The organism is Streptomyces corallincola, assembly GCF_019104725.1.
GTDB lineage: Bacteria > Actinomycetota > Actinomycetes > Streptomycetales > Streptomycetaceae > Streptomyces > Streptomyces corallincola.
In genome coordinates, this window is sequence record NZ_JAHRXF010000079.1 from 1 (window position 1) to 13,035 (window position 13,035).

General features: G+C 66.5%; 5 protein-coding genes and 1 pseudogene. 5 read left to right on the plus strand and 1 reads right to left on the minus strand.

What is annotated here, in order from left to right; translation table 11 throughout:
* Positions 1 to 149: 149 nt before the first annotated feature.
* The 3 genes and pseudogenes from KUM39_RS27535 to KUM39_RS27545 all read left to right on the plus strand — a co-directional run bounded on the left by KUM39_RS27535 (position 150) and on the right by KUM39_RS27545 (position 3,611).
* Positions 150 to 887 (plus strand): FadR/GntR family transcriptional regulator, encoded by a 738-nt coding sequence (locus tag KUM39_RS27535; RefSeq protein ID WP_217788502.1) that lies wholly within the window; start codon positions 150 to 152, stop codon positions 885 to 887.
* Between the two features lie 197 nt (positions 888 to 1,084).
* Positions 1,085 to 2,499: pseudogene (locus KUM39_RS27540) on the plus strand (MFS transporter).
* A gap of 50 nt (positions 2,500 to 2,549) precedes the next feature.
* On the plus strand, positions 2,550 to 3,611 hold the full coding sequence (locus tag KUM39_RS27545; protein WP_217788497.1) for an IS630 family transposase: 1,062 nt from the start codon (positions 2,550 to 2,552) through the stop codon (positions 3,609 to 3,611).
* Positions 3,612 to 3,864: 253 nt separating this feature from the next.
* Here the strand turns inward: KUM39_RS27545 and KUM39_RS27550 are convergent, their stop codons facing one another.
* Positions 3,865 to 5,043 carry an RHS repeat-associated core domain-containing protein gene (locus tag KUM39_RS27550; RefSeq protein ID WP_217788498.1) on the minus strand — a complete coding sequence of 393 codons (1,179 nt, stop codon included), beginning with the start codon at positions 5,041 to 5,043 and terminating at the stop codon, positions 3,865 to 3,867.
* A 400-nt stretch (positions 5,044 to 5,443) separates the two neighbouring features.
* On the opposite strand from KUM39_RS27550, the gene KUM39_RS28645 reads away from it, so the two are divergent.
* Together KUM39_RS28645 and KUM39_RS27560 are read left to right on the plus strand one after the other, a co-directional pair.
* Positions 5,444 to 11,674, plus strand: a complete 6,231-nt coding sequence (locus tag KUM39_RS28645; protein WP_217788499.1) for a DNRLRE domain-containing protein — start codon at positions 5,444 to 5,446, stop codon at positions 11,672 to 11,674.
* Between the two features lie 55 nt (positions 11,675 to 11,729).
* Complete coding sequence (locus KUM39_RS27560; protein WP_217788500.1) at positions 11,730 to 11,951, plus strand: hypothetical protein; 222 nt, start codon at positions 11,730 to 11,732, stop codon at positions 11,949 to 11,951.
* Positions 11,952 to 13,035 lie beyond the last annotated feature (1,084 nt).

A 13,035-nucleotide genomic window follows, 5' to 3' on the forward strand; every position in this document is an offset into this window, starting at 1 on the left:
CCCGCGCCGCCCCCCCCGGCAACCGGGCCGACCGGACCCCCCCCCCGTCCGGCGCCCCCCCCGCCGCGCAGCCCACGACCCCCCCCCCCCCGCCGCAACCCCACAGCAGCGCAACCACCCTCCCCTTCACGGCTCCCGCCCTCGACGGCATACGACGCCTCACCGCACTCGACACCGTCCGCGCCCGCATCGCACTCGCCGTGGACCTCGGCCTCCTGGCACCGGGGGAGAAGCTCCCCACCACCGACCGCATCGCCACAGCACTCGACGTGGGTGAGATCACCGTCCGCCGCGCCCTCACAACCCTCTGCCAGGACGGCGTCCTCGAACGCAGACGAGGCCGCAACGGCGGCACCCTCGTCGCCGAACACCCCGCCCGCGGCGTGGTCGGCGAGATGAACGCCTACCGCGCCCAGCACACCGAAGTACACCGCCTGATCGACGAACGCCTCGTCCTGGAATGCGGCCTGGCCCACCTCGCCGCCCGCAACGCCGACGAAGCCGCCCTCACCCACCTCCAACAACTCGCCGACGACATGGACCACGTCCCCACCTGGGCGGAGTTCCACGACAGCGACGCCCGCTTCCACCTGGCCCTGGCCGCGGCCACCGGCGTCCCGACCGCCACCCCCGCCTACGCGAGCGTCCTGCGGCGCCTCTACTCCTTCTACCTGCCCTACCCGATGGACGCCCTGCGCCGCTCCAACCACGAACACCGTGCCCTGATCGCCGCCCTCCGCGACCACGACGGGAAAAGAGCGGCCGACATCGCCCACGACCACGTGGAAACCCTCCACCGCACGATGTTCATGGGCCTCCTGGAAGCCCACGAAGCACTGCACATGCGGCCGAAAAACGAAGGAAAAGCCAGCAAATGCGATGAATAAGAACTGCCGGTAGCGTGATCCGAGCCGCGCCGACCACCGGATGCCGGTGCACCAAGGACCGAAACGTGTGAGCGCACACGGGGGGCGTGATGGCAGCAAGAGCGACCACCCCAGAAGACCCCGAAGCGACGGAACCCGCCGAAGAAGAAGGCGGAACACCCGCACCGGCGAGCGCCCACGCCCGCTGGTGGGGCCTGGTGATCATCTCCCTGGCCCAGCTGATGGTGGTCCTGGACGCGACGATCGTGAACATCGCCCTCCCGTCCGCCCAACGGGAACTGCACCTCTCCGACGAGGACCGCCAGTGGGCGGTCACGGCCTACACCCTCGCCTTCGGCGGCCTGCTCCTTCTGGGCGGCCGAGCAGCCGACCTGATCGGCCGCAAACGAGCCTTCCTGACCGGCCTGGCAGGCTTCGCGCTCTCCTCCGCACTGGGCGGCGCGGCACAGTCCCCCGGCATGCTGTTCACCGCCCGCGCCCTCCAAGGCGCTTTCGCGGCCCTCCTGGCCCCCTCCGCCCTCAGCCTCCTCACGACCACCTTCACCCGCCCCCGCGAACGAGGCAGAGCCTTCGGCGTCTACGGCGCACTGGCGGGCATCGGCACCGGCATCGGTTTCCTCCTCGGGGGAGTGCTCACCCAATACGCGAACTGGCGCTGGTGCCTGTACGTCAACGTCCCGATCGCCGCAGCCGCCCTGACCGGCGGCGCCCTCCTCCTCCGAGACCCGGTACGAAGCCGCCAGGTACGCCTCGACGTGACCGGCGCACTCCTCGGCTGCGGAGGCGTACTGGCCCTGGTCTTCGCCTGCTCCCAGGCCCAACCACGCGGCTGGACAAGCCCGTTGGTCCTCAGCCTGTTCGCCGCCTGCGTACTCCTCCTCGCAGCCTTCATCTGGTGGCAGACCCGAGCCCCGGCCCCCCTCCTGCCCCTGCGCATCGTCCGCGAACACAACAGAGCAGGCTGCTTCCTGACGATCCTCCTTTCCCACCTGGCCCTCTTCGGAATGTTCCTCTTCCTGACTTTCTATCTGCAGAACATCCTGGGCTATTCCCCCCTGCAAGCCGGACTGGGCTTCCTCCCCCTCACCGCGGCGATCATCCTCACCGCGACCCAGGCAGCCGCCCGCCTCCTCCACCGCCTGCCCCCACGCACCCTGATCGTGCCCGGCCTCCTCCTCGCAACCGGCGGCTCGCCCTTCTGAGCCGCATCACCATCAACTCCGCCTACGCCTCCGAAATCCTCCCCTCCCTGATCCTCATCGGCGTAGGAATGGGCCTGGTCTTCATGACCGTCTTCTCCACCGCCACCGCCCACATCCCCCCAAGAGACTCCGGCATCGCCTCCGCCACCGTCACCACAGCCCAACAAATAGGCGGCTCCCTCGGCGCAGCCCTCCTCAACACCATCGCCACCACAACAACAGCCACCTACCTGACAACCCACCATATCCACGCCCACACCCCACAATCCCGCCCCGCAATAGTCCACGGCTACACCGTGGCCATCTGGTGGGCAGTGGGAGCAATGCTTCTAGCCACAGTTCTGGCAGCACTCCTGATCACCTGTAAGGCATACAACCAAAAAGAATCCGAAAGCCAAGAGAGAGACTGAGACTTTTGTATTGATCCGAAACGGTTGGGGTTCTGGGTCGTTGTGGTGGTGTGAGTGATCTGGTGGGGGACGCGCGACACCTGTCGCCGATGGCGCAGGAAGTGTTGCGGCTGCGGGCGGTGGCCGCGCTGGTGGAGGGCTGCGACCGTGCAGAGGTTGCGGCGGTGTTCAGGGTCTCGCTGAAGGCGGTGGACAGCTGGTGGGCGAAATGGCTGGCCGGCGGGCGTGACGCGCTGACCGCTCGGCCTCGGGGCAAGCGCGTGGGCGAGCATCAGGTGCTGTCAGAGGCCGAGCAGGCGGCCCTTCGTCAGGCGGTACTCGATCACCGCCCTTGCGACCTTGGGTTGTCCGGGCAGCTGTGGACGCGTGGCCAGGTCGGCGTACTGATCGCGATGTTGTACCGGGTGCGGCTGACCGAGCCGGGGGTGGGCAAGTACCTCAAGCGGTGGGGGCTGTCGTTCCAGCGGCCCGACAAGCGGGCGATCGAGCAGGACCCGGAGGCGGTGCGGGTGTGGCTGGAGGAGACCTGGCCGGCGATCCGCGCGAAGGCGAAGGCCGAGGGCGGCGAGGTCCTCTTCGCTGACCAGGTCGGCATCCGCTCCGACCAGGTCGGCGGCGGTACCTGGGGCGAGCGGGGCCGCACCCCGATCGTCCGGCGGACCGGGAACCGGATCTCCGTGAACGCGATGTCGGCGATCAGCACGAAGGGCCGCATGCACTTCATGGTGTTCACCGAGAGCTTCGACGCGAACGTGATGTGCCGGTTCCTCGACCGCCTCGCCGGCCACTTCGACCGCAAGATCCACCTCGTGGTGGACCGGCATTCAGCCCACCGGTCCCGCACGGTCCGCGACTGGCTGGCCGATCACGCCGACCAGGTCGAGCTGCACTTCCTGCCGTCGTACTCGCCCGAACTCAACCCCGACGAGCTCGTCAACGCCGACCTCAAACGGAGCCTTCCCGCGAGCAGTAGAGCCCGTACCCAGGCCCAACTCGCCAGCGAGACACGACGGTTCTTCCACCGCCGTCAGCGCCAGCCGCGCATCGTCCGCGGCTACTTCCACGGCCCGCACGTCCGCTACACCCTCGAAGAGAACCCTTTGAGTTTCTGATCAATATTTCCTGCCTTTTTTGGCAGAGAACGTCAAGGATGCACCGATGACTGCGACCATTACCCCGATTGTGCAAAGGATTTGCTCCCACCGTGCCCACGTGGTTTGCCAGATGAGAATCATGATCATCATCATTGCTAGTGCCAGGACGAACCAGATAGCGAATCCGGTGATGCGGTTCTTTTCGATCGGAAGTCTCCTCTCAGTACAGCTCGGTGCTTCCTATTCTCAGGAAGCACCGAGCTGATTGGGCTCAGAAACCAGGCACGAAGGGCGCGACCAGGCCGCCAGCCACCCCGGCTGGAAGGTAGCCTTCGGGATCAAGTCCGAGAGCAGCGGCTGTTCCGCCAGTTGCAGCTCCCGTCCACAAACCGGCTGTGACCGCGCCGGCCACGACGCACCCGACACCAGCTGTGCCTGCACATGCGAGCCCGACCACTGCTGCTGCGCCGGTTGCAAGCACGCCGGTGACGCCGACGACGACGTCCTTCCAGGCAAAGGTCCCGGCGGGATCGCTCCTGTTGACGGGATCGCCGGCGGCGTAGAGATATGGGTTGGTTTCCTGTCCGCTGGGGTCGGGTTGGGTGAAGCGGCCGAGGGTGGGGTCGTTGTAGCGGGCGCCCATCTTGTACAGCCCGCTCGAGTCCAGGTATGTGCCGGTGTAGCCGAAGGGCTGGTCGATGGAGGCCGTGTTTCCGGAGCGGGCGCTGCCAGTGGGGCTGTAGTCCCATCCGCCCTGCTTGGCACCGGAGTTGTCGACCAGGGCGGATGGGGCGCCTTGGTTGTCGGTGACGTAGTAGTACGGCTTGCCGCCGCTGGTCATGCCGATCAGTGTGCCCGCAGGATCGCGGACGAATCCGGTGCTCTTGCCATCGGCGGTCGTGGTGGAGATGCCCGCGGGGCCCTGGTCGATGCGGGTGGAGTCGGCGGTGAGGCGGTTGGAGCTGTCGGTGCCGGCGTAGGTGTAGCGGCTGGTGGTGCCGCCGGTGGTGAGGGCGGTGAGCTGGTTGAAGTCGTTGTACGTCTCATCGGTGCGCGGGAGTTGCCCGGCGGCCGAGAGCTCGTTGCCGTTCTTGTCGTACGACCAGCCGGTGGTGTCGCCGTTCATTCCGGTGATCTGGTTGGCCGCGTTGTACGTGTAGCTGGTCAGGCCGCTGCTCGCGGAGCAGGACGACGCGGAGCCAGAAGTGGCCGTGAGGTTACCGGCCTTGTCGTAGCAGTACAGCCAGGACGCGTTCTTCGTCGAGCCGGCGTTCTCCTGGGCGTAGCTGAGGCGGGACTGGCTGTCGTAGGTGTAGGAGATCGTCTTGTCGGCTCCCGGGTCGGTGCGGGTCTGGCCTGCGCGCCGTGAGGCACCGTAACGGGCCCTGTGGAGGCCCGACGCCACGCCTTCTGCCACATGCCTGGCGCACGCTGTCTTGATCTGGCGCATCGTTAGGTGCGATATGAGGCTAGTTGGTGATCATTTTCCTGGTTAGGCGGATCTTCTGCAAAGCCTTGATCAAGGCCACGCCTGGGGTGAAGGTGCGCCGGGACGTAGTGGCGTGACTGTTTTGAGTTGATTATCTATTTTTGCAACCTGTTTTGAAGGTTTCATTTGCAAATAGCTTCAAGCCATCTACCGGCAAACTTTACTTTCTCTTGGGTCTCTGGGTGGCGATTGCAAAGGTTCAATGTGTGCTCGATGTAAAGATCTGCTCGCCATAGCTTCACCAGTAGAAAGATCACGGGGGTTGTCCGTGCGTAGCAGGCCACGGTCCGGCAGACTCACAAGGGCCGGTCGAACAAGCGTTTTCGGCCACACACGGTCGCGTATACGTGCGATAGGCCTGGTGGCCGCCGCCGTGCTCGTCGCTGAAGCCTCCCTGACCCTCGCCGACACCGGCACCGCGGTGGCCCTCCCTGGTGACACCACCGCCTCTGCCGCGACAGCAATCGCCGCGGCGGACACCCACTACGGCGCGGCAGAGGCCAAGGACTCCACCTCAGCCCTGTTGATGGCCCGGCTGCAGGACCGGAAGATCGAGGTCCTCTCGGAACGCACGAGCGCCTCCACGACCTACGCGCTGCCCAACGGCAGCATGCAGACCGAGGACTACGCTGGCCCGATCCGGGTGAAGCAGGACGGTGACTGGCACGCCATCGACACCGACCTCTCCGACACCGGTCCCGACCTGGAGCCCCGGGCGGCGGCGGCCGACATCGCGGTGTCGGACGGCGGTGACAGGACCCTGGCCTCGGTCACCAAGGGCTCCGAGTCCTTCGGTCTCGGCTGGACGGACGAGCTCCCCACCCCGACCGTCAAGGACGCGACCGCCTCCTACGACCTGGGCGACGGCCAGACTCTGTCGGCGACCGCGCTCGCCCAGGGCTTCTCGGAGAACATCACCCTGGACAGCCGCCCGTCCGACAAGACGGTCAGCTACCGCATCCCGCTGCGCCTGAGGGGCCTGACCCTGTCCCAGGCTGGCTCCGGCCACCTGCTGCTGAAGAACAGCGACGGCAAACTCGTCGCCGAGGCACCCGCGCCGATGATGTGGGACGCCAGCAAGGATCCCGCGTCCGGCGAGTCCGCCCACGAGGAGCAGGTCACGACGAAGGTCGAGACCGCCGACGACGGCTCCCAGACCCTCGTCCTGACTCCGGACGCCGACTTCCTCGACACGGCCACCTACCCGGTCACCGTCGACCCGACCTCCACCCTCGCCGTCACCACCGACACCTGGGTCCAGACCCCCGACTACCCCGACTCCCAGGTCTCCTCGCAGGAACTGAAGTCGGGCACGTACGACAGCGGCACCGACGTCGCCCGCGCCTACCTGAAGTTCGACGTCACCAAGTTGGCCGGCACGGACATCACCTCGGCGACGATGAAGCTCTACAACTACTACTCCGCCACCTGCTCGACCTCGGGCGCCGCCACCCAGGCCCGCCGGATCACCTCCACCTGGTCCTCGACCTCGGTGACCTGGGCCGCCCAGCCGTCCACGACCACTACGGGCATGGCGACCAACACCGGTCACTGGGGCTACTCCTCGTCCTGCCCGGCCGCCTGGTCGAACTGGAACATGCAGTCGATCGTGCAGGCGTGGGCCGATGGTTCCACCAACTACGGCCTCCAGTTGCGCAGCGCCGACGAGCATGACGCCAGCACTTGGCGCCGCTTCCGCTCGGCGAACTACACCACCTCCGGATACGCCCCGCAGCTGGTCGTGACCTACAACTCCTACCCGGGCAAGCCGACGTCCGCCGCCGTGTCGCCCTCCGCCGTCAACGCCTACAACGGCAAGCGGTACGTGACGACGTACACCCCGACCCTGTCCGCGAAGGTCTCCGACCCGGACGGTTCCACGGTCAAGGCCCAGTTCGAGATCACCAACGACCCCGCCTACAGTGGCGAGACGACCTACTCCTACACCGCCACCTCCGCCTCCGTCTCCTCCGGCGCCACTGCCACCCTGGCCGTCCCGAGCGCCAGCCAACTGGCCGCCTCTCACCTGCGGCTGCGCGTACGCGGCTACGACGGCACCGACTACGGCGCCTGGTCCTCCTACCTGTACTTCGTCCCGAACGTGGCCAAGCCGAACGCACCCGCAATCGCCTGCTCCCCCTACTCCTCCGGTAGCTGGACCGACAAATCGAGCAGCGGTGCCACCTGCACGCTGACCACCACCTCCACCGACGGCGCCGGCTACCAATGGGGCCTGGACGACAAGACGGTCCCCAACAAAGTGCTGGACACCACCGACGGCACCGGCGGCAAGGCGCAGACCATCACGGTCAAGCCTGGCAACGGCTGGCACACCCTGTATGCGCGCACCATCGACTCCGGCGCCAACGTCTCCACCTCCACCACCTCCTACGCCTTCGGCGTCGGCAAAGCGGGGCTCGCCTCACCCGTCACAGGCGACACCACGGACGACGCCCTGACCCTGTCGGCCACCCAGTCGGGGTCGTTCACCGGGGTGACCTACCAGTACCGGATCGGTGACAGCGTCGCCTGGCAGCCGATCCCGGCGATGTACGTCACCAGGACGGACGGCTCCGCGATCTCCTCCTGGCCGGTCTCCTTCTCCACCACCGACAACCCCGACGACCTCACCTGGATGGCGACCAGCCAGCTCACCGACGACGGACCCGTGCAGGTGCGCGCGCTGTTCACGGACGGCACCAACACCTACGGCACCGACGCGGCCACCGTCACCATCGACCGCAAGGCCGACAACGCGACCACCAAGGCGATCGGACCGGGCGCGGTCAACCTACTCACCGGCGACCTCTCCCTGGACGCCACGGACACCGGAGCATTCGGCGCCTCCGTCACCCGCACCTTCTCCTCCCGCAACCCGCTCGCCGGAGCGGACCAGTCGGGACAGGTCGCCATCTTCGGACCCAACTGGACGTCCGGAGTCACTGCGTCCACCTCGGACTGGACCTACATCCGCGAGACCTCGACCACTTCGGTGGCCGTCATGGACTCCAGCGACGGCCAGACCGGGTTCACCCTCAACGCCTCCGGCGGATGGACCCCCGAGCCGGGCGCCGAGAACCTCACCCTGACCCTCGCCGGCGGCACCTACACGCTGAAGGACTCCAACGGCAGCGTCACCACCTTCGGCAAGGTCTCCAGCACCGCCCCGACCTGGCAGATCAAGACCTCCTACACAGTGAACGACTCCTCCGCGAACACCACCACCGTGGTCTCGCGGGCGGTCAACCTCTCCGACGGCAAGGTCCTCGCCGAACCGCAGTACGTGATCGCGCCCACCAGCGCGGTCAGCGCCGCGAAATGCGCAGCCGACCCCTCCACGGCCGACTGCCGGGTCCTCGAGTTCGTCTACGCGTCCGACACCACCGCGACCTCCTCCGCGTTCGGCACCTACGCGGGCCAGGTCGCCCAGATCAAGCTGTGGGCCACCGCCCCCGGCGGATCGGCCGCGACCTCGACACCCGTCGCCCAGTACGCCTACGACACCGCCGGCCGCCTCCGCGAGGCCTGGGACCCGCGCCTGGAAACCCCGCTGAAAACGGCCTACACCTACGACAGCGCCGGCCGGATCGCCACCGAGACCGACCCGGGCGAACTGCCCTGGACCTTCAGCTACGGCAAGGTCGGCGCCAACGGTGACGCGGGCGACGGCATGCTGCTGTCCGCCTCCCGCCCGACCCTGAAACAGGGCACCGCGGCGACCACCGACGGCACCGCCACTACCAGCGTGGTCTACGACGTCCCCGTCTCCCGCACCTCCGCACCCAACCAACTGGACGCCGCCACAACCGCTACCTGGGACCAACACGACACCCCGGTCTACGGTGCCGCCGTCTTCCCCGCCTCCGCCACCGCCCCGACCTCCCACGACGGCACCACTCTCGGCTCCGGCGCTTACACCACCGCGACCATCAGCTATCTCGACGCCAACGGCCGCGAAGTCGACACCGCTGCACCCGGCGGCCACATAGCCACCACCGAATACGACGCCGACGGCGACGTGACCCGGGAACTCACCGCCGGAAACCGCGAGCTGGCACTCGGCACGACAACCAGCTCCGACCCCCTGCTGGCCGGAGCCCTGACCAACGCAGGCAGCACCGCGAGCGCAGCCGACCTGCTCTCCACGATCACCAGCTACACCAGCGGCAACGACGGCGCAGCCCTCGCCTCCGACGTCTACGAGCCCCTGCACACGGTCACGCTCCAGCACGCCCTCTCCGGCCGCACGAGCGACGCCGACCTGCCCGCCGGCACCGAAACCCTGGCCCGCGCACACACCGCGTACACCTACGACCAGGGCCGTCCCAACGACGCCAAGGTCTCCGACCTGCTGACCGCGACAACAGTAGGCGCAAGCGTCACCGGCTACCCGTCCGACGGCGACACCGCGAAGGACATCAGCACCTACGACTGGTCCACAGGCCTTCAGCTGACCTCCGTCACCGACCCCTCCGGGCTCGCCCTCACCACCACCTACAGCTACGACAGCGACGGCAACCTGCTGTCCACCACCGGCCCCAACAAGAACTCCACCACCCAGACCGTCACCACCTACTGGTCGGCGACCGGCTCCGGCACCTGCCAGGGCCGCCCCGAGTGGGCCGGCCTCACCTGCCAGACCGCACCCGGCGCCGCCATCACCGGCGGCGGATCCAACCCCTCCGAACTGGTCACCAAGTCCTACGCCTACGATCGCTACGGCGAGCCCAAGACAGTCACAGAGACCGCGAACGGCTCCACCCGCACCACTACTTACACCCGTGACGCGGCCGGCCGGGTCACCGGCAAGGCAATCAGCGGCGGCAAGGGCACGGACACCCCGGACACCGCGTACACCTACGACACGACGACCGGCCTGCTTGCCACCCAGACCAGCAACGCCCAGACCATCACCCGCGCCTATGACAGCCTCGGCCGCCAGACCTCCTACAACGACGGCTCCGGCAACACCACCACCACCACCACCGCGTACGACGCCCTGAACCGCCCGGTGACAGTCAGCGACTCGGCGCCTTCGACGACCACGTACACCTACGACAGCACCACCGGCTACCCGACCAAGGTCAGCGACTCGATTGCGGGCACCTTCACCGCCACGGCCTACGACGCCGACGGTGACCTCACCGCCCAGACCCTGCCCGGCGGCTACACCCTCACCCAGACCTACGACCCCATCGGAGCGCCCACCGGCCGCACCTACACCGACTCCTCCAACACCACCATCCTCGACGACCAGGCCGACTACACCATCCTGGGCACCGAGGCCGCCCACACGGAGAACAACGGCGCCACCACCGCCACGGACTACACCTACGACCCGGCCGGACGCCTCGCACAGGCACAGGACGACACAGGCGCCACCTGCACCACCCGCACCTACACGTTCGCATCCAGCACCAGCTGGGACCGCACCAAACTCACGACAGACACCAGCACGACCGACTGCGCCGACGCGACGACCACCACGACGTCGACGGCCAACCACACCTACGACAGCGCCGACCGCATCACCGACACCGGCTACACCTACGATGCATTCGGCCGCACTCTGACCACACCCGACGCGACGCTCACCTACTACACGAACGACCTGGCCCGCAGCGAGGTAACCAGCACCGCCAAGCAGACCTGGGCCCTCGACGCCGCCCAGCGGCAGGCCGTCACCGCCAACGCCACCACCACCGACGGTGGCACCACCTGGACGACAGGCAGCACGACGACCAACCACTACGCCGACGACACCGACAGTCCCGTCTGGACCACTGACTCCTCCGGAACCATCACCCGCTCTGTTCTGGACACGGCGGGCGCCCTGGGCGCGACAACATCCGCCACCGGCGCCGTCACCCTGCAACTCGCCGACCTGCACGGAGACATCGCGGTCACCCTGGCCACAGCCTCCACGACCGCTACCGCCTACTCCTACGACGAGTACGGCAACACGACGAACACCCCACGCTATGGCTGGCAGGGCAGCTCCCGTCTCACGAGCGACACCCCCACTGGCCTCACGCTCATGGGCCTGCGCCTCTACAACCCCACCACCGGCCGGTTTCTCCAGACCGACCCCGTCGCCAACGGCAGCGCGACATCGTACGACTACTGCAACGGCGACCCGGTCAACTGCGCCGACACGAGCGGCCAGTGCCCCTCCTGGCGACACCCGGTCAAGAAAGCCGCATGCAAGGCGGCCGTCTGGGCCACCGAATACGGCATCGAGGCCGTCGGCGAGGTCTTCTGCGGCGCCGTGGCCTCCGTGGTCTTCGCCCTGTGCAGCGCGATAGTAACCGGACTGTCCGCCGCCACGTCATACTACGTCGAAACACGCTGGGACGGAGGATTCTCCTGGGGCGAAGCGACCAGCAACTTCATCTTCGCTGCCTTCGCCGGCGGAGTACTCGGAGGCGCGACCAAGAAGTTTCTGAAGACCAGATCTGGAAAGTCCTTCCTTCGCAAGACCAGGTCGTTCCTGACCAGGGCCGCACACAGGGTGGAATCGAAGTTGCCCCGTTTCCATCTCTCAGGTCTGGTCACCAGGATCGCCAACGTGATCAAGAACAGGCTGGGCTAGAACAATGGAGAAGCCAGAGCAAACGAGCGGGCCCGAGACGACGGTGGAAACAGGAATGACAGCTGAGTCGGACCACAAGAAGCCGGGGTTCTCCCTGTTGCGCCTTGGCCTCCTGTTCTTCGCCATCTCCCTTGCCCACCTCGCGACCGCCGTCGCCTTCGGGCATTCCGTCGCGAACGCGCTGAAGGCCTTCGGCGAGGACACGGTCATGCTCATCGCCGTCATCTCGGTGATCGCCTACGTCAGGGCCAGGATGCGGAGGAAGAAGCCGAACTGACCTTTGGGAGATACCGCATCGGCATCCGCCGCTGGCCGCAGGCAGGTGTCGGTCACTCCGGCCCGTCACCCCACCAGGATGACGGGCCGGACGCATGCGTCAGTGGGCGACAGTGATGGTGATGGAGCAGTCGGCCCGTCGTTAGACGTTGCCTGTCCGGCGGCGTCGATGCTGAGGCGGTAGCGGATCTTAGCGGCGACCCAGTCGAAGACGTACCAGCAGTGGTAGCCGCTGGAGGAGGCCAGCCAGTCGTATGGGGCCTTGGGGGCCGTGGATCGGTTGGAGGCCGCCGACATCGCGAGGGGGGCGTCGAATGCTGTTGCTGTTGCCATCGGTGTCCGTGCCCGACTCGGCTTTCGTCGTCTTAGAGGTTGTGTCGCGCACTGACCTGCTCGCGAAGCTCACTAAGTGAGACAACCTCTATGTAGGTGCTGGATCCTTCCTGAGTGCTTGGGGATTTGCGCGTAGAGCCGTACTGGGGTTCTGCAACTCAAAAGTGAATGGACTCAGTTGAGGGCATTAATGGAGTAGTAGTGGGCTCAACCCACCCAACGTGCCTTCCTTGTAGGTGCTGGGAATTCACGGAGTGAATTTCTTGAGGGTGTGTCACGGAGTGACGCGCCCTCGGGGTTCGATTCGCTGAACGGAGTTCCGGCCATTCGGCGCGAAGCGCCGAACCCGCCGCGTAGCGGCGGCGGCGACGTTTCTGCGGGAGATCAAAGTAGGGCCTTCTCTGAATGGTTGAAGAGTTTATTTATAACGATTTCGCTGACGTCGTAGGTCGATTGCAAGGAAATCTATTGAGGTTTTTATGAGGTGACAGCATTTCAGATCTGAGCTACGGAGTAGATCGGATCGGAGTTCCATTTTTCAGTCGTCAGCGTTCTTATTGATGGCATGAAAGTGTTGTGTGCTGTCTTTTGTTGAAGTGAGATATTTCCTAGGTTCAGCCCGACAAACGTGGCTTTGTGTAGGTGCTGGGAATTCACGGAGTGAATTTCTTGAGGGTGTGTCACGGAGTGACGCGCCCTCGGGGTTCGATTCGCGGAGCGGATCGCAGGCCGGAACGGAGTTCCGGCCATTC